Genomic DNA, 16,003 nt, shown 5'->3' with positions numbered 1-16,003 from the left:
CACGATCACGACGGTGTGCAGTGAGCCTAACCGGTGAAAGAAACGATCATCTTTCCGGTGTTCTCGCCGCGCAGCATGCCGAGGAAGGCGGAGGTGGCGTTCTCGACACCCTCGACGACCGTCTCGTCGTACCGCAGCTCGCCGGAACGCAGCCATCCGGCGACGTCCTGGACGAACTGCTGCTGCAGTCCGTTGTGGTCGTTGACGAGGATGCCCTGGAGGCGCAGGCGCTTGCCGATGACCTGCATCAGGTTGCGCGGACCGGGGGCGGCCTCGGTGTCGTTGTAGCCGGCGATCGCACCGCACAGGGTGGCGCGGCCGTTCACCTTCATCGAGGAGATGGCCGCCTCCAGGTGGTCGCCGCCTACGTTGTCGAAGTAGACGTCGATGCCCTCGGGGGCGGCGGCCGGCAGCTGCTCGGCGACGGGGCCGTTCTTGTAGTTGAAGGCGGCGTCGAAGCCGTACTTCTCCGTGAGCAGCGTCACCTTCTCGTCCGAGCCGGCGGAGCCGATCACCCGGGACGCGCCCTTGATCTTGGCGAACTGGCCGACGAGGCTGCCGACCGCACCGGCGGCGCCGGAGACGAAGACGGAGTCACCCTCCTTGAAGGAGGCGACCTCGAAGAGTCCGGCGTAGGCGGTCAGACCCGGCATGCCGAGGACGCCGAGGTAGGCGGAGAGCGGGGCGAGCGAGGCGTCGACCTTGACGGCGTGCGCGGCGTCGAGGTCCGCGTACTCGCGCCAGCCGAAGGGGTGCAGGACGTGCTCGCCGACGGCGAAGCCCTCGGCGGAGGAGGCGACGATCTCGCCGACCGCACCGCCCTGCATCGGCTCGTCCAGCTGGAAGGGCGGGATGTACGACTTCACGTCGTTCATCCGGCCGCGCATGTACGGGTCCACGGACATGTACAGGTTGCGCACGAGGATCCGGCCGGCGGCGGGCTCGGCGGACACCGGCACCTCGCGCAGGGCGAAGTCCTCGGCGACGGGCCAGCCCTGCGGGCGACGGACGAGGTGCCACTCGCGGCTGACGGCGGGGATCTGGGACATGCGACGCTCCTGGTCAGAACGAAATTGCTTCACTAGGTGAAACAACCATGCGCCTAGATATTTCACGTTGTCAAGTAAATGGGTACGCTGGTTCCATGCCCAGTCGTCGAGTGGACCCAGTGACCATCGAAGTCGTCGAGCTCATCGGCGACGTCGTGGCCCGCTATCACATGGAGTACGAGCACGCGGCCGCCAGCCACCAGCTCACCGGCGCCCAGGCCAAGGTGCTGAACATGCTCTCCCTGGAGCCCATGCCGATGCGGCGCATCGCGCTGAAGCTGCGGTGCGAGCCCTCGAACGTGACCGGCATCGTCGACCGCCTGGAGACGCGCGGCCTGGTCGAACGCCGCCCGGACCCGGCGGACCGCCGGGTGAAGCTGGCGGCCCCCACCGAGGAGGGCATGCTGACCGCGGAGCGGCTGCGCGAGTCACTGGACTTCGCCCGCGAACCGCTGGCGGGGCTGTCCGTGGAGGAGCGGACGGTCCTGCGGGACCTCCTCAGGCGCATGCTGGCCTGACGGGGCACGCCCGCACCTGCGGCGGCAGGGGTGCAGGACCTAGAACCAGCAGAAGATCCAGCAGCTCTTGGTCGGCGTGGGCGACGGTGTCGGGGACGGCGTGGGCGACGGTGGCTGCGTGCTCGCGGAGGCGCTCGGTGAGGGCTTCCCCGATGCGGTCTTCCCTACGGACGGTCCCGGGCCGGGAGTACGGGACACCGGGACCGACGTCGTGGGCGCGGGGGCGGACGAGGCCGGACCCGGCTGCGCGACGCTCCCGGAAGGCGCCGCGGCACCGGCCGTCTTCGTACCCGCGGCGGGGGCCTTCGCCGTGGCTTTCCCCGGCCCCGTGGGCGCACCGGCCGTCGGAGCGTCGGGCAGGGCGGGCTGCTGCGGGCCGTCGTCGGTCAGCACCACGGTCGCGGCCCGGTCGGTGCGCTCCCCGTCGATGGCCATGCGGGCCACCGCCATGGAGCCCCCGACCGCGATCAGCACGCCGAGCGAGAGCGACACCACGGTCCGGCGGCGGCGCCGGTGCGTGACCCGGCGGCGGGCGCCGGCGCGCCGCTCGTTCGGTGCGGACAGCGTGACGAGCGAGTCGGCGAAGACCTCGGCCAGTGCGGTCGGCGGTCCGGGGGCGGGCGCCCCGGCGGCGGGCCCGGCGGCCGGCACGGCGCCGGAGGCGGCGGGTATCAGGTACTCGGCGGGGGTTCCGCACCCGGCGCACGCCAGTGCGCCGTTGAGGTGCCTCCGGCAGGCGTGGCAATAGTTCATGGCGCCCGCAGGCTACGTGGTCCGCGGCAACATCCGGATCCCGAGAACGTAAGGATCCTGTGTGGAATCGTTCGTTCCATGACATCTTTCGGGCCGACCGGATTCCAGTTGGTGCTCTTGCGGCGGATGGCCGACTTCCAGCCGGACCTCGCCGACGAGGCCCGTCTCCGGCTGGGCGCCTCGCTCGCGGACCAGCGGGCGGCGAACAAGCACTGGCAGGCGATGGTGCGCTCACCCCGCTCCCGCGGGGCCCTGGCCCGGTACCGCTCGGTGCTCGGTCCGCCGGAGTCCGCCGAGCACCGCACGATCGGCGATCTGGAGTGCGAGGCCCTGCTGTGGCCGCTGCCGCTCTGGCCGGACCTGCGCTTCGAGGTGCTGGCCGCGCCGGACGGGGCCGTGTGGAACGAGTGGCTGGTACGGGCCCCGGGCGCGCGGGGGCCCGTACTGGAGTCGCCGGACGATCTGCGGCCCTGGTCGGCGACGGTGGACGAGGTGGCGCGGGCCTTCGCCCCGGTCCGGCCGATGGAGGGCACCGCGCCGACCCGCTGGCGCCTGGCCTTCGCCGCGGGGGGACGGCCCTGCGTGGCGGAGTTCACCTACGGACTGCTGCAGCGGTCCTCCCTGGACGACCCCTTCTAGGAGGAGAGGAAGGCCCGGACCCCGGCCGAGGTGCCGTGGTCGCCGAGCAGGTCGTTGTGCCCCAGGCAGCCGACCGGCGTGTTGGCGGCTCCGGTCAGCGGGACGCTGTCGTCCGGGTTGACGATCTCGTCGCAGTTGGACCAGAAGGTCGCGTACTTCACCGCGCCCGGGGTCTCGTCCCCGCCGTTCAGGTTCTTCACCACGTACGACCCGGGGGTCATGTCCCGGCACGCCTGGTCCCACAGCGCGCAGGCCCAGGCGGTGGAGGTGCCCCGGTTGGGTCCGGCCAGCGAGACCCAGTGGTCCACGGCGGCCGCGCCGCCGCCGAACTTCACGTACCAGCGGCTGACGAGCGAGCCGAAGGAGTGCGCGACGACGTCGACCTTGGCGGCGCCGGTCTCCCGGCGGACCTGGTCGACGTAGGCGCCGAGCCGCCCGGCGAGGACCTCGTTGACGGACTGGTGGGTGTCGTAGCCGAAGGAGAAGAGCTCCGCGTCGGTGTACCCGGCGGCGCGCAGGTCCGCGCGCAGGGCTCCCCAGACTCCCGGGTCGGCGTTGTAGCCGTGCACGAGGACCACCGGATTGCGGGAGGAGGCCTGGGCCGGGGAGGCCGTCGGCAGCGCGAGGCACAGCGCCAGAAGTGCCAGGAGCACCGAAAAGGTCAGGAGCGCCGATAGGGGCGGGAGCGCCGGGAGCGCCTGCAGTCTCTGTCGGGCCGTCAGCATCGGGTCCCCTCTACCTTGTTACGCGCGAGTAGCGCGTGCGGTGCGGGCATGGTGCTGCCTGTCGGTACAGAAATCCACCCCCATGCAGCCACGCGACACCCCCCGGCCGGAGCATCCCAACGGGCCATGAGACCGAATTGCCCGCGATGATATGAAAAGTGACCGACATTTCCGTCGGTCCTCTTGCGTCAGCGCTCTCGGGAGGATCTGCCGTGACCGTCAGTCTTGAGCAGTTGCGCCGCTGCCACGTCGCCGTCGACCTGGGGGCGGCAAGAACCCGCGTGTACGTCAAGGGCGCCGGCCTCGTGGTCGACGAACCCAGCGTCGCCGCGGTCAACACGCGCACCGGCGCACTCATCGCCGTCGGCTCCTTCGCCGAACGGATGACCGGCCGCACGCCCGACTACATCCGGGTCGTACGCCCCGTCTCCGGCGGCACCGTCGTCGACATCGAGATGGCCCAGCGGATGCTGCGTCACCTCCTCGGCGAGAAGCTGCGGCGCGCCCTGCGCCGCAAGCCGCGGCTGCGGGCCGCCGCCTGCACCCCGCACGACGCGGACCCGCTCGCCCAGCGGGCCACCGTGGAGACCCTCGTCGGGCTCGGCGCCCGGCGCGTCGAACTGGTCGACACCCTGATCGCGGCGGCCGTCGGCTGCGGACTCCCCGTGGAGCAGCCGACCGCGACGATGATCATGGTGTGCGGGGCCGCGGCCACGCAGGTCGCCGTCCTCTCCCTCGGATCCATCGTCACCGCCGAGCGGATCCCGGTCGGCGGCGAGGCCATCGACCACGCGGTCGTCCAGCACCTGCGCCACACGCACGAGCTGATGCTGCCCAGCCAGGCGGTCCGGCCGCTGCAACTGGCCCTCCACGGCAACGGCCTCACCGCCGAGGGGCCGGCCTCCACCCTGATCCACGGCCGCGACGTGGCCACCGGACTGGCCCGCTCCGTCCACGTGGACACCGCGGCCGTCCGGGACGCCATCCACACGCCGCTGACCGCCGTCCTCGACGGCATCGGCAAGGTGCTGCGGGACTGCCCGCCGGACCTGGTGGCCGATCTGACGGACCGGGGGATCATGATGGTGGGCGGCAGCGCCCTGCTGCCGGGCCTGGACCAGATGCTGCGGGACGCCACCGGAATGCCCGTCGCCATCGCGGAACGGCCGGACGTGTGCGCCGTACTCGGTCTCGGCGCGATGCTCGAAGGGAAGATCGCCCCCATGGTCCTCAACCCGCTGGCCGAATGAGGCCCCAGGAACCGAAAGAGCCCAAGGAGACCAAGGAGACCGGGGAGACCGGGGAGACCTACGAGCCCGCGGGGCCCGACGAGGAGGCGGCGAGCCTTCCGGTGCTGCTGGAAGCCGTCCTCGACGTCGGGTCCGAGCTGGAGCTGCACACCACCCTCCAGCACGTCGTGGACTCCGCGACCGAGCTGTGCGCGGCCCGGTACGGGGCGCTCGGGGTCGTCGACCCCGAGCGCGTCCTGCTGACCCAGCTGTTCACGGCAGGGCTCACCGAGGAGGAGCGGGCCGCGATCCCGCACCTGCCGGACGCGCGCTCCGGCGTGCTCGGAGCCCTCGTCAGCGACCCGCGCCCGCTGCTCCTGGACGACGTCGCCCAGGACCCGCGGGCGATCGGATTCCCGCCGGGCCACCCGCCCATGCACAGCCTCGTGGGCGTCCCGATCCGGGTGCACACGGAGGTCTTCGGCAACCTCTACCTCACCGAGAAGCGGGGCGGCGGCCCCTTCACGGAGGAGGACCTCGCCCTGCTGCGCGTCCTGGCCTCGCAGGCGGGCATAGCGATCGGCAACGCCCGGCTCTACGAGACCGCGCGCCGGCGGGAGCGCTGGATCGACGGCGCCGCCGCCGTGACCACGACCCTGCTCGCCGGACGCCCCGCGGCGGACGCCCTGATGTGCGTGGCCGAACGGGCCCGGCTGCTGGCGGACGCCGCGGCCGGCGTGGTGCTCCAGCCGACCCCCGAGGGCGGCATGGAGATCGTGGCCGCCTCCACGCAGGGGGATCCCGGGGACCTGGTGGGGACGGCGATCGCCCCCGGTTCGCCGGTGCTGGTACAGCTCCTCGGCGGCGAACCCGTCTTCATCGACGACTCGGCGACGGACCCCCGGATGACCACGCACGTGCGGGAGCGGTTCGGGCCGAGCATGATGCTTCCGCTGCAGAGCGGCGGCCAGCTGATCGGCACCCTGGCCCTGCCCCGCGCCCGGGGCGGCCCCGCGTACGACGCGGTGGACCGGCTGCTCGCCTCGCAGTTCGCCTCCCAGGCCGCGCTGGCCCTGGTACTCGCGGACGCCCAGCACGACCGGGAGCAGCTGGCGGTGTACGAGGACCGCGACCGGATCGCGCGGGACCTGCACGACCTGGTGGTCCAGCGGCTCTTCGCCACCGAGATGATGCTCGAGAGCACCCGGCGGCGGGCCGCGAACGCCCCGTCCGGGGACACGGTGGGCGACGAGCTCAGCCGGGCCGTGGACGAGCTCGACTCCACCATCCAGGAGGTCCGGACGGCCATCTTCGCCCTCCAGCAGCCGCCGACCGACGCCCCGACGACCTTCCGGGGGCGGGTGCTGCGCGAGACGGGTGGGGCGGCGGCCGTGCTCGGCTTCCAGCCGTCGGTGCACTTCGCGGGCGCGGTGGACACCCTGCTGCCGGATCCGGTGGCGGCCGACCTGCTCGGGGCCCTGCGCGGCGCCCTGGCCGCGGCGCACCGGCGCGGCGAGATCACCTTCATCGACGTGCAGGTGGACGCGAACCCGTCACGGGTCCGCCTGACGGTGGCGGACGACGGCCGTACGGATTCGGGCGCGCGGGGCACGACGGTGACGTGGGAGTCGGCGCTGTGACCTGCCGCAGCTCCGCGGGGGCGCATCGGACATGCCTGGTCACAGACGTCTGCTCCGCGGACTGTGCTTCCATGCTCCGGTGAACGACGAGAGTGCGCCGACGCCCGGCGAACCCCCGGTCCGGCATGTCCGGCCCCGCACGGACTCCGACCTCGGCGCGTGCGTCCAGGTCCTCGCCGAGGTCCACGAGCGCAGCGGCTACCCCGTGAACTGGCCGGAGCACCCCGGCGACTGGCTGTCCGGGCCGGGGCTGCTCGCGGCCTGGGTGGCGGAGCTGGACGGGCGGATCGTCGGTCACATCGGCCTGTCCCGCAGTGCGGCGGACGACGCGGCGCCCGCGCTGTGGAGCAGCCGCGAGGGCGTGAGCGCTGCGGCAGCCGCCGTGGTCGGCCGCCTGTTCGTCGCCCCGGCGGCACGCGGCCATGGGATCGGTGCGCTGCTGATGGCACGGGCGACGCGGGAGGCGCAGGAGCGCGATCTGCATCCCGTGCTGGACGTCGTGGCCTCCGACGCCTCGGCGGTGGCTCTCTACGAGCGTCTGGGCTGGGAGTTGCTGGCCACGGTCGAGCAGCGGTGGAGCCCGGAGCGGACGGTGACCGTGCACTGCTACGCAGCAGCAGCCGGGTGACCGGCAGGGACACCCCCTAGTACTGCCCCGGCCGGGTTGCCGCGCGGAGCGCGATCCGGGTGTTGGACTGGGCCACCCCCGCCTCCCGTTTCATCCGGCGGAGCAGCCCGTCGAGGGCGGCGGGGTCGGCGGCCCGGGCGCGTACGAGGTAGTCGTGCTCGCCGGTCACGTGCACGACCTCGGTGATCCCGGAGAGCTTGGCGACCTGCCGCTCGAACTCCTCGTTGGTGGTGTCCTGGCGCAGGGTGACGTCGATGAAGACGACGAGCCCGCCGGCGGTGTCGGCCGCCGGGTCCACGATCGTGGTGAACCCGCGGATCACCCCTTCGCGGCGCATCCGCCGTACCCGGTCCGCGGTGGCGTTGGCGCTCAGGCCGACGCGGACTCCGAGGTCCCGGTACGAGATCCGCGCATCCTGCTGCAGGATCCCGAGGATTTCCCTGTCGAGGCGGTCCATACCGCGATTCTCGCAGCCGGGCCCGGTATGCGCGCTCATCCCGCGAAGGCCGGGCCCGACGCTCGCCCCATGAGCGAACTGATGACACCGACGCTGGCCGGCGCGGCCGCGGGCCTGGGCGTGGCGATGCCCATGGGGGCGATGAGCGTGCTGTTGCTGCAGGAGGCGATGCGCGACCGCCGCACGGCCGTCGCCGCGGCCGCGGGAATCGCGGCGGTCGACCTCGGCTACGCGGCCCTCGCCACCGCCCTGGGGCCCTGGGTGGCCTCCCACATCTCCCCGGTCGAGGCCTGGGTCCGGCTGGCCTCGGCGGTGATCCTGCTGGTCATCGCGGCGCGCGGCCTCGCCGGAGCCCGCCCCACCGGCGGCGCCCCCGGCTCCGGCGCGGTGCCGGACCGCAGTCCGGTCGCCGCCGACGCCGCTGCGTCCGACTCCGGGCTCGGCTCAAGTGCCAGGTCCGGGTCCGGGTCCGGGTCCGGCGCCGGGCGGGCGGGCGTGTTCGTGCAGGCGCGGCCCGGGAAGGCCTTCGCCCGGTACGTCGGGCTGACCGCCCTCAACCCCACCACCGCGCTCTATTTCGCCGCCCTCACCACCGCCCAGGGCGCCGCCCTGGGCACGGGCCCGGCCGGGGGCGCGTTCCTCCTCGGGGTCGGCGCCGCCTCGCTCCTCTGGCAGCAGGCTCTCGTGGCCCTAGGCTCCCTCGCCGGAACCCGCATCCCGGACCGCGCCCGCCTCTGGACCTTCCGCCTCGGCTACGGCCTCGTCGCCGCCTACGCCCTCAAGATCGCCTTCCCCCTGCCGACCCTCGGGTGAGGCGCCGGGGAGGCGTCAGGGGCGGCTCGGGGTGGCCTCGGGGTGATGCCGGATACGGGTCGGCGCCCCGGCCGAAATGATCAGTGCATGACCAATCAGCCGCCGAGCCACCGCCCTGCGGCCCTCACCCGGGCCGCCTTCGTCTCCGCCCCCCTGTGCATGCTGGCCTACGGCGTCGTCCGGCTCAGCGACCCCGACCACGGTCCGGGCCCCGCCTGGACCGCGGGCCACGTCCTCCTGCTGGCCGGGGTGGTGCAGTTCGCCCTGATCCTCCCGGCCCTGCACCGGCTGACCGGGCCCGCCCGCGGGGCCGGCCGCCTCGGCGCCGGCGCCGCCACCCTGCTCGGGCTGACGGGCACCCTGGCGGTCGCCGCCCAGGCCTCCATCGACCTCGTCGTCGGCTTCCGCGCCGCCGACCGCCCGGAGATGGCGCGGCTCTTCGAGGAGATCCAGGCCCACCCCGGGGTCCTCCCCGCCGTCTACACCGTCGGGCCGATGCTCTTCTACGTCGGCCTCCTCTGGCTCCTGGTCCACCTCGCCGTCCAGCGCCGCGTCAGCCCCTGGCGACCCGTCATGGTGGTGCTGGGCACGGCCACCACCGCTGTCAGCCTCGACCTGCTCCCGCTCGGCGCACTCTTCTTCACCGCGGCCCTCCTCCCCCGGTCCCTCCCCCTGACCGCCTCGCAGGTGCACCCCCTAGGGTGACCCCGTGACGACCCGCCTCTCGGCCCGCGCGGCCATCGCCTCCGTGACCGACCCCGGCAGCTTCACCGAACTCCCCGCGCCCCGGCGGGAGTCCCCCGCCGACGGCCCCCTGGAGTGGACCGGTTACGACGACTCCCGTGCCCGCGCCGCCGAGCGCACCGGCGAGCAGGAGTCCGTGGTCACCGGCACCGCCCGGGTCGGCGGCCACGAAGCCACCGTCATCTCCTTCGAGTTCGGCTTCCTCGGCGGCTCGCTGGGGCAGCGCACCGGGGACCGGCTCGAAGCCGCGTACGCCCACGCCCGCGAGCACCGGCTCCCCCTCGTCTCGCTCATCGCCACCGGCGGCTCCCGGATGCAGGAGGGCATGGTCGCCCTCACCCAGCTCCAGCGCGTGGCCCGCCAGTGCGTCCTGACCCGGGCCGCGGGGCTCCCCCAGCTCGCCGTCCTGCGCGATCCGACCACGGGCGGCGGCTGGGCCACCCTCGGGGCCGGCGCCGATGTCGTCCTCGCGCTCCCCGGGGCCCAGGTCGGCTTCGCCGGGTCCCGGGTGCGTCCGGCGGACGCGGATCCGGCGGCCTACTGTGCCGAAGGCCAGTACGCCGCCGGTCACGTGGACGCCGTGGTGCCCGCCGCCGAGCTGCCCGGCACGCTCGCCGACTGGCTCCGCGTGCTGGCCGCGCCCCGCCCCGCGGGGCCGGTCGAACCGCCGGGCGCACTGGCGGACGTGGCACCGCCGCAGACCGGCTGGGACGCCGTCCTCCAGGCCCGGCACCCCGGCCGGCCGCACGCCGCCGCGTACCTGGAGGCGTACTTCGAGCTGCGCCTGCCGCTCTCCGGGGACCGGGCGGGCGGCACCGACCCCGGCATGCTGTGCGGATTCGGGCTGCGCGGGGGCCGCGCCGTCGCCTACGCCGCCCAGTGCGGCACCGCCACCCGCCCGGCGGGCTACCGTACGGCCGCCCGCGTCATCCGCCTTGCGGACCGGCTCGGCATCCCGGTGCTCACCCTGGTGGACACCCCGGGCGCGGCCAACGACGCCGCCGCCGAACACGCGGGCGCGGGCGCGGCCATCGCCGACACCTTCGCTGCGCTGGCCGCGGCCACCGTCCCCGTCACCACCCTGCTGATCGGCGAGGGCGGCTCGGGCGGCGCCCTCGCGCTGGCCGCGCCCGGGAACACCTGGGTCACCCCGGACAGCTACTTCTCGGTGATCGCCCCGGAACTGGCGGCGGCCATCCTCAAGCGGCCCCCGTCGGCGGCGCCCCCCACGGCGGACCAGCTCCGCGTCCGCCCCCAGGACCTGGTCGCCCTGGGGGTCGCCCGCGGCATCGTCGGCCCGGCCTGACGCCGCCCGTCCCGGCGCTGCGGCAGCCGGACGTCCACCCGGTACAGCCGCGTCACCTGCCGGGCCGGCTCGTTGTCGTCGCTGGCCAGCAGCAGCCGTACGCGCCCGGTCCCGTCGTGGTCCGTGACCACCCTGCCCTCGGTGTTGTCCACCAGCGGGTGGTTCTGCGGCAGCTTCGACGGCGCCCCCAGCGTCGGGCAGTCGTCGAAGTCCCCGATCGCCGTCGTCCGGGCGACCCGCAGGCCCGCGCCCCCCGTCAGCGTCTGCACCCCGGAGGTGTCCGTCGTGCCTGGGGGTCCCCCCGGACGGAGTCCGGGGGATGGATCGGCGACGTACAGCCGTACCGTGATCGCGAGCTCCCGGGTGAAGCCGCGCTCGAGCACGATCAGCCGGCCGTCGCGCGTCGGTGCGAGCTCCACCAGCCCGTGCCCGGGACCACCGGGTAGGCGTCCTGCCGGCCGAGGACGAACTCGCCGTTCCCGCGCCGCTCCCAGGTCTGGATCCGCTGCGGGGTCCGGCCATGCGCGTCCTTGCCGTCACCGGCCGGCGCGCCCTCGACGCCCGCCACCAGGGTGCGTCCGCCGGGCAGCAGGGTCAGCGATTCGAAGGTCTGGTTCGCGGTCGCCCGCCCCTGCGGCGCGAGCCGGAAGGCGTCCGGGACCGGCAGCGTGCCCAACACCTCACCGGTCCGGCCGTAGCGCCGGATCGCGGGCGCGAACTCGTCGCAACGAACCGGCCAACTTCCCTTCACGGCCGGCCGGATCGGGCGAACCTCGCCGGGCTGGTCCCGACATACCGTCCGAAGTGCCGCGTCAGGTGCGCCTGGTCGTAGAACCCCGCCGCCACCGCCGCCTCGGCCGGCCCCACCCCCGCCAGCAGCAGCCGCCGCGCCAGCGCCACCCGCCGCCCGGTCAGATACGCGTGCGGCGGCAGCCCATAGGCCGCCTTGAAGCTCCGGATCAGGTGCGTGGGGTGCGGGTGCCCGAGCTCGGCCGAGGCCTCCTCCAGGGTGATCCCCTCGGTCACCCGCGCGTCGAGCAGCTCGCGCAGCCGTACGGCGACGCGCACGCCCGGCACCGGCCCCGGCACCAGCCCGCCGGCCGCGCGCCCCGCCAGCCGGTGGTGCAGCCGCTCCCGTACGAAGGCCAGGCGCGACCCGGCCTCGAGGGGGTCCCGTTCCGCGAGCGCCAGGTGCAGCCCGTGCACGCGCTCGCGGAGCGCGGGGTCGGCCAGCAGCGGGGTGTCGACGGCGGCCCCGGTCAGCCGCTCCGGGAGCACCGAGGTGTCCAGGTACAGCACGCGCTTGCGGAAACCGGCCTCGGTGACGGTCCGCCCGTCGTGGCTCACCCCGGGCGGCAGCAGGGCCACCGCGTCCGACACCCCGAGGCCGTGCCGCTCCCCGTCGAGGGCGAAGTCCACCCGTCCGCCGTCGAGGATCATCAGCGCCCAGGTGTCGTGCACGTGGGCCGGGTACGCGTGCTCGGTGAAGCGGGCGTGGAAGACCTCGGCGATGCCGGGCACCGACGGCTGCCAGGCGGACACGGTGCTGCGCGGGCGTATCGCGACCATGTCAGGAACGTACAAGACCGCCCGCGGGCGTGCCGACAGGCTGGCCACATGACGACACACAAGGTCAACATCGCCGAGAAACTGGCCGGCTTCACCGAGCAGTGGGCCCCGCGGCGCATCGCCCGCGTCAACGACTACGAGGTCAAGGCCGCCCGGCTCCAGGGGGAGTTCATCTGGCACACCCACGAGGACACCGACGAGCTCTTCCTGGTGGTCGGTGGCACCCTGACGATCCGCCTGCGCGACGGGGACGTGGTCCTGGGCCCCGGCGAGATGTACGTGGTCCCGCGCGGGGTCGAACACTGCCCGGCGGCGGAGGAGGAGGCGCAGATCCTGCTCTTCGAGCCGGCCGGCACCGTCAACACCGGTAGCGAGGGCGGCGACCGCACCCGGGAACCGGTGGACGCGTAGGCCGTCTCTTCCAGATCTTGCCGGAGGCGGGTGTGTGCCGGGGCGCTCCCCGCAGGGCGCCGAACGCACTACCGCCCGGCCTTGCGACCCCCCGCCACGTTCGGCGCCCGAGGAGACGCCCCGGCGCGCGCCCGGACCCGGCACGGGTCGGCGCGGGCCGGCACGCGCGTCGACCCCCACCAGCCGGCAGCAGGCAGCAGGCGCAGCGCCCGGCCACCGCCCGACGCCCTCCGGCCCAGCGGTCCCAGCGGCTACGCTTGCGGGGCGTGGGCGTCGTACCGGGCGAAGTTGCGCCACCGCAGCGCGAGCAGGCCCAGCACCAGTACGCAGGCCAGCCCGCCGCCCGTGACGGCCACGGTCGGGGAGATCAGGTCGGCGGTGGTCCCGGCGAGGAAGTCTCCGAGCCGGGGCCCGCCCGCGACGACGATGATGAAGACGCCCTGCAGACGGCCGCGCATGTCGTCGGGCGTGGCGGCCTGGAGCATGGTCGTACGGAACACCATCGAGGCGGTGTCCGCGTACCCGGCCACGGCCAGGAAGAACATGCCGAGCCACAGGTTCCGGGTGAGCCCGAACACCGCGACGGCCAGCCCCCAGCCGGCCACGGCGAGCAGGATCGCCAGCCCGTGCCGGCGGATGCGGCCCTGCCAGCCGGAGAACAGCCCGCCGAGCAGCGCCCCGGCGGCCATCGCGGCGACCAGCAGGCCGACCGTCCCGGGGCCGCCGCCGTACCAGAGCCCGGCGATGGCCGGGAACAGCGCCCGGGGCTGGGCGAGCACCATGGCGGCCATGTCGGAGAAGAAGGTCATCCGGATGTTCGGCCGGGTGCCGAGGAAGCGCAGTCCGTCCAGGACGGAGGCCCTTCCCCGGGCGCCCTCGGCCCGGTCGGGCTTCATCGACGGCAGCTTCCACATCGCGTAGAGCGCGGCGGTGAAGGTGACGGCGTCGATCAGGTAGGCCGTCTCGTAGCCCGCGACGGTGACGATGAACCCGCCGAAGGCCGGGCCGACCATCGACCCGAAGGTCATGGTCACCGAGTTCAGGGCGTTGGCGGCGGGCAGCTGTTCGACCGGGAGCAGCCTCGGGATCATGGCGGACCGCGCCGGTCCGGTCAGCGCCCCGCAGACCGCCTGGAGCGCGACGACGGCGTACAGGAACCAGACGCGGTGGTAGTCGAGCAGTGCGGCGGCGGCGAGCAGGACCGACAGTCCGGCGGCGCCCATCGAGCTGTAGAGGCCGAGTTTGCGCCGGTCCACGGTGTCGGCGATCGCGCCGCCGTAGAGGCCGAAGACGACGAGCGGGACGAGCGAGAAGAGACCGACGAGCCCGACGGAGAAGCTGGACCGGGTGATGTCGTAGACCTGGAGCGATATCGCGAGGGTGGTCATCGCCTGACCGACCCACGAGATGGTTCCGCCGAACCACAGCCGCCGGTAGTCCGCGGATGCGCTCAGCGGGGTGAGGTCGGCGAATATGCGCTGCCAGAGCTGGGGTGGGGCGGTCGTCCGGGTCACAGCGGATGATAACCACCGGCCGTCCGCCGCCCCTCCTGGATTTCCGGCCCCTTCACACACCGGCAACAGTCGCCACACCCGGCTCCGGGCTCCCGGACCGGGCGGCGTATTACCGGTAACTCGCCACTATCACCGGACATTTGACTGAATCGACGTGCGCTCCTCACCTCGGGTTCAGCTCATGATGAAAAGACTCGTATGTCCAGGGAGGCGTAGTGATCGAACCTGGCAACAGCACCACGAGCACCGGCCCGGCGCAGAACACGGTGCGCACCACCGTCCCCCTCACCGTCGGCGTCGAGGAGGAGTTCCTGCTCGTCGACGCCCGCAGCTTCCGGGTGGTTCCCGCCGCCCCGCTGGTCCTGGCGACGGCCGGCGGGCTGCCCGGCGAGCTCCACCCCGAGGGCACCCGCTACCAGGTGGAGATATCCACCCCGATAGCCCACTCGGCGGCCTCGCTGCGCGCCGAGCTCGCCGCCCTGCGGCGCACCGTCGGCCGGGCCGCCCGCGCCCACGGCTGCCGGCTGCTGGCCGCCCCCTCACCGGTCGTCGCCGTGGAGGGGCCGCTGCACCTGACCGACGACGAGCCGCGCCAGCGCGAGCAGCACCGCCGCTTCGGCGCGCTCACCGACACGCTGGTCAGCTGCGGCCGCCACATCCACATCGGCACGCTCGACGTGGACACGGCGGTGGCCGTGTCCAACCGGATCAGACCGTGGCTGCCCACGCTGATCGCGCTGGCCGCCAACTCGCCGTTCTGGGGCGGCCGTGACACCGGTCACGCCAGCTGGCGGGCGATGGCCTGGTCCGGCTGGCCCTCGGCGGGCCTGCCCCCGCACTTCACGTCCACGGCGCACTTCCGGCGCTCGGTGCAGACCCTGCTCGGCTCCGGGGCGGCCCTGGACACGAAGATGGTCTACTGGGACCTCCGCCCCTCCGGGCACTGGCCGACGCTCGAGATCCGGGCGCCCGACATGTCCCCGGACATCGACTCGGCCATCCTGCAGGCCGAGCTGGCCCGGGCGCTGGTCTCCACGGCGCTGCGCGAGATCGCGGAGCGCCGCCCCGAACCGGCCCTGCGGGACGACGTACTGCGCCTCGCGCGCTGGCGGGCGGCCCACGACGGCCTGGAGGGCTTCGGCCTCGACCCGTACACGGGGACGGAACTCCCCGCGGCGGACCTCGCGGAGGCCCTGCTGGACCTGGTCGCCCCGGAACTGGCCGCCACCGGCGACCTCGACCACGCCGCCAAGACCCTGGCGGGCCTCCTGCGCGACGGCTCGGGCGCCCACCGCCAGCGGGTGGCATTCGCCCGCCGGCAGGACCTGACGGACGTACTGCGCCACCTCACGGACGAGACGGAGGACTTCTAGCGCATTCCCCGCGGCCGCAGGGCACCTCCGCCTGCGGCTCCGGGGCCCTTGCACCCCTCGGAAAGCCGGGACCTAAGGGCTGTCCCGTAAATGATCTTTGAGTCGCCCTGGGCAGGGTCAGTCGCGGTGCGGGCCGCTTGCCTATCCGGCGAGGGCGAGGTTGTGCATGCGGGCGATGCCGAGCATGGCGTGGTGGACGCCGTCGCCTTTGAGGCGGCAGTCGCGGAGGATCTTCCAGGTCTTCATGCGGGCGAAGACGTGCTCGACGCGGGCTCGGACCTGCTTGTGGGACTTGTTGTGATCCTGCTTCCAGTCGGCCAGTTCTTCGCCCTTGCGGCGGCGGTGCGGCATGACGAGTCCGGTGCCGGGATAGCCGCCGTCGGCGATTGTGAGTGTCTTGCCGACGGCGGCATTGGCGCCCACGACGACCAGGCGGGTGTCGGCGTCGATGACGACCTGGTGGTTGGTGGAGTATCGGTAGTTCTTCGACTGCGCCGCGATGGTGTGGTCGCGGGTGGGCACCAGGGTGCCGTCCACGATGAGCACGGTGTCCTTGGCGAACCGCTTTCGGGGCTGGAGCGCGAGCATCGGCGCGAGGTGGTCGATGATGCGGTCCGCGGCCGACTTGGACACCC

The 16,003-nt window shown here is 73.7% G+C and carries 17 protein-coding genes and 1 pseudogene; 10 read left to right on the top strand and 8 right to left on the bottom strand.

What is annotated here, in order from left to right; all coding sequences use genetic code 11:
• Nucleotides 1-26 precede the first annotated feature (26 nt).
• Entirely contained in the window at nucleotides 27-1,049 is a 1,023-nt protein-coding gene (locus ACZ573_RS10530; protein WP_266391159.1) for an NADP-dependent oxidoreductase, read from the bottom strand.
• 95 nt (nucleotides 1,050-1,144) lie between these two features.
• Between ACZ573_RS10530 and ACZ573_RS10525 the strand changes: the two genes are divergently transcribed.
• Nucleotides 1,145-1,567, top strand: a complete 423-nt coding sequence (locus ACZ573_RS10525) for a MarR family winged helix-turn-helix transcriptional regulator (RefSeq protein WP_471301851.1) — start codon at nucleotides 1,145-1,147, stop codon at nucleotides 1,565-1,567.
• 39 nt (nucleotides 1,568-1,606) lie between these two features.
• Here ACZ573_RS10525 and ACZ573_RS10520 read toward each other — a convergent pair whose 3' ends face one another.
• Nucleotides 1,607-2,320, bottom strand: a complete 714-nt coding sequence (locus ACZ573_RS10520; RefSeq protein WP_471301847.1) for an SCO2400 family protein — start codon at nucleotides 2,318-2,320, stop codon at nucleotides 1,607-1,609.
• A 78-nt stretch (nucleotides 2,321-2,398) separates the two neighbouring features.
• Between ACZ573_RS10520 and ACZ573_RS10515 the strand changes: the two genes are divergently transcribed.
• A complete protein-coding gene (locus ACZ573_RS10515) occupies nucleotides 2,399-2,959 on the top strand; it encodes a hypothetical protein (RefSeq protein WP_471301845.1) in 561 nt (186 codons plus the stop codon).
• Here ACZ573_RS10515 and ACZ573_RS10510 read toward each other — a convergent pair.
• Nucleotides 2,956-3,684 carry an esterase/lipase family protein gene (locus tag ACZ573_RS10510; protein WP_471301843.1) on the bottom strand — a complete coding sequence of 243 codons (729 nt, stop codon included), beginning with the start codon at nucleotides 3,682-3,684 and terminating at the stop codon, nucleotides 2,956-2,958. The genes ACZ573_RS10515 and ACZ573_RS10510 overlap by 4 nt on opposite strands.
• A gap of 212 nt (nucleotides 3,685-3,896) precedes the next feature.
• Here ACZ573_RS10510 and ACZ573_RS10505 point away from each other — a divergent pair, with 212 nt between their 5' ends.
• The 3 genes from ACZ573_RS10505 to ACZ573_RS10495 all read left to right on the top strand — a co-directional run bounded on the left by ACZ573_RS10505 (nucleotide 3,897) and on the right by ACZ573_RS10495 (nucleotide 7,181).
• Nucleotides 3,897-4,934, top strand: coding sequence for a rod shape-determining protein (locus ACZ573_RS10505; RefSeq protein WP_471301841.1), 1,038 nt, complete (start codon nucleotides 3,897-3,899; stop codon nucleotides 4,932-4,934).
• The gene (locus tag ACZ573_RS10500) at nucleotides 4,931-6,553 is read left to right on the top strand and encodes a GAF domain-containing protein (protein ID WP_471301839.1); all 1,623 of its coding nucleotides are present in this window, start codon (nucleotides 4,931-4,933) and stop codon (nucleotides 6,551-6,553) included. The genes ACZ573_RS10505 and ACZ573_RS10500 overlap by 4 nt, the downstream gene beginning before the upstream one ends.
• A 79-nt stretch (nucleotides 6,554-6,632) precedes the next feature.
• Nucleotides 6,633-7,181: a GNAT family N-acetyltransferase gene (locus ACZ573_RS10495; RefSeq protein WP_471301836.1), complete on the top strand. Its 549-nt coding sequence runs from the start codon at nucleotides 6,633-6,635 to the stop codon at nucleotides 7,179-7,181.
• A gap of 16 nt (nucleotides 7,182-7,197) precedes the next feature.
• On the opposite strand, the gene ACZ573_RS10490 is transcribed toward ACZ573_RS10495, so the two are convergent.
• A complete protein-coding gene (locus ACZ573_RS10490; RefSeq protein ID WP_030012642.1) occupies nucleotides 7,198-7,638 on the bottom strand; it encodes an Lrp/AsnC family transcriptional regulator in 441 nt (146 codons plus the stop codon).
• Nucleotides 7,639-7,707: 69 nt separating this feature from the next.
• Between ACZ573_RS10490 and ACZ573_RS10485 the strand changes: the two genes are divergently transcribed.
• The 3 genes from ACZ573_RS10485 to ACZ573_RS10475 all read left to right on the top strand — a co-directional run bounded on the left by ACZ573_RS10485 (nucleotide 7,708) and on the right by ACZ573_RS10475 (nucleotide 10,501).
• Nucleotides 7,708-8,451, top strand: a complete 744-nt coding sequence (locus ACZ573_RS10485; protein ID WP_471301833.1) for a hypothetical protein — start codon at nucleotides 7,708-7,710, stop codon at nucleotides 8,449-8,451.
• Nucleotides 8,452-8,538: 87 nt separating this feature from the next.
• A complete protein-coding gene (locus ACZ573_RS10480) occupies nucleotides 8,539-9,156 on the top strand; it encodes a hypothetical protein (RefSeq protein WP_471301830.1) in 618 nt (205 codons plus the stop codon).
• Between the two features lie 4 nt (nucleotides 9,157-9,160).
• The gene (locus ACZ573_RS10475) at nucleotides 9,161-10,501 is read left to right on the top strand and encodes a carboxyl transferase domain-containing protein (RefSeq protein WP_471301827.1); all 1,341 of its coding nucleotides are present in this window, start codon (nucleotides 9,161-9,163) and stop codon (nucleotides 10,499-10,501) included.
• 131 nt (nucleotides 10,502-10,632) lie between these two features.
• Here ACZ573_RS10475 and ACZ573_RS10470 read toward each other — a convergent pair.
• Both ACZ573_RS10470 and ACZ573_RS10465 read right to left on the bottom strand, forming a co-directional pair.
• A pseudogene (locus ACZ573_RS10470) lies at nucleotides 10,633-11,180 on the bottom strand (esterase-like activity of phytase family protein); the annotation flags it as partial.
• A gap of 68 nt (nucleotides 11,181-11,248) precedes the next feature.
• On the bottom strand, nucleotides 11,249-12,070 hold the full coding sequence (locus tag ACZ573_RS10465; RefSeq protein ID WP_471301824.1) for a helix-turn-helix transcriptional regulator: 822 nt from the start codon (nucleotides 12,068-12,070) through the stop codon (nucleotides 11,249-11,251).
• Between the two features lie 48 nt (nucleotides 12,071-12,118).
• On the opposite strand from ACZ573_RS10465, the gene ACZ573_RS10460 reads away from it, so the two are divergent.
• Nucleotides 12,119-12,481, top strand: a complete 363-nt coding sequence (locus tag ACZ573_RS10460; RefSeq protein ID WP_471301822.1) for a cupin domain-containing protein — start codon at nucleotides 12,119-12,121, stop codon at nucleotides 12,479-12,481.
• A gap of 251 nt (nucleotides 12,482-12,732) precedes the next feature.
• Here ACZ573_RS10460 and ACZ573_RS10455 read toward each other — a convergent pair whose 3' ends face one another.
• Nucleotides 12,733-13,995: an MFS transporter gene (locus ACZ573_RS10455; protein ID WP_471301819.1), complete on the bottom strand. Its 1,263-nt coding sequence runs from the start codon at nucleotides 13,993-13,995 to the stop codon at nucleotides 12,733-12,735.
• Between the two features lie 215 nt (nucleotides 13,996-14,210).
• Between ACZ573_RS10455 and ACZ573_RS10450 the strand changes: the two genes are divergently transcribed.
• The gene (locus ACZ573_RS10450) at nucleotides 14,211-15,368 is read left to right on the top strand and encodes a carboxylate-amine ligase (protein ID WP_471301816.1); all 1,158 of its coding nucleotides are present in this window, start codon (nucleotides 14,211-14,213) and stop codon (nucleotides 15,366-15,368) included.
• Between the two features lie 141 nt (nucleotides 15,369-15,509).
• Here the strand turns inward: ACZ573_RS10450 and ACZ573_RS10445 are convergent.
• Nucleotides 15,510-16,003, bottom strand: a 494-nt coding sequence (locus tag ACZ573_RS10445; protein WP_471301814.1) for a transposase, incomplete at its 5' end; no start/stop codon positions are given.

This window comes from Streptomyces sp. NPDC040545, assembly GCF_055595065.1.
The sequence above is the reverse complement of the archived record's forward strand: the minus strand, read 5'-3'. Positions and strand labels throughout refer to the sequence as shown.

Bases quoted from the DNA above. Each gene is read 5' to 3' on its own strand.
- ACZ573_RS10530 (WP_266391159.1), bottom strand. From the start codon at position 1,049: ATGTCCCAGATCCCCGCCGTCAGCCGCGAGTGGCACCTCGTCCGTCGC.
- ACZ573_RS10525 (WP_471301851.1), top strand. From the start codon at position 1,145: ATGCCCAGTCGTCGAGTGGACCCAGTGACCATCGAAGTCGTCGAGCTC.
- ACZ573_RS10520 (WP_471301847.1), bottom strand. From the start codon at position 2,320: ATGAACTATTGCCACGCCTGCCGGAGGCACCTCAACGGCGCACTGGCG.
- ACZ573_RS10515 (WP_471301845.1), top strand. From the start codon at position 2,399: ATGACATCTTTCGGGCCGACCGGATTCCAGTTGGTGCTCTTGCGGCGG.
- ACZ573_RS10510 (WP_471301843.1), bottom strand. From the start codon at position 3,684: ATGCTGACGGCCCGACAGAGACTGCAGGCGCTCCCGGCGCTCCCGCCC.
- ACZ573_RS10500 (WP_471301839.1), top strand. From the start codon at position 4,931: ATGAGGCCCCAGGAACCGAAAGAGCCCAAGGAGACCAAGGAGACCGGG.
- ACZ573_RS10490 (WP_030012642.1), bottom strand. From the start codon at position 7,638: ATGGACCGCCTCGACAGGGAAATCCTCGGGATCCTGCAGCAGGATGCG.
- ACZ573_RS10485 (WP_471301833.1), top strand. From the start codon at position 7,708: ATGAGCGAACTGATGACACCGACGCTGGCCGGCGCGGCCGCGGGCCTG.
- ACZ573_RS10480 (WP_471301830.1), top strand. From the start codon at position 8,539: ATGACCAATCAGCCGCCGAGCCACCGCCCTGCGGCCCTCACCCGGGCC.
- ACZ573_RS10465 (WP_471301824.1), bottom strand. From the start codon at position 12,070: ATGGTCGCGATACGCCCGCGCAGCACCGTGTCCGCCTGGCAGCCGTCG.
- ACZ573_RS10460 (WP_471301822.1), top strand. From the start codon at position 12,119: ATGACGACACACAAGGTCAACATCGCCGAGAAACTGGCCGGCTTCACC.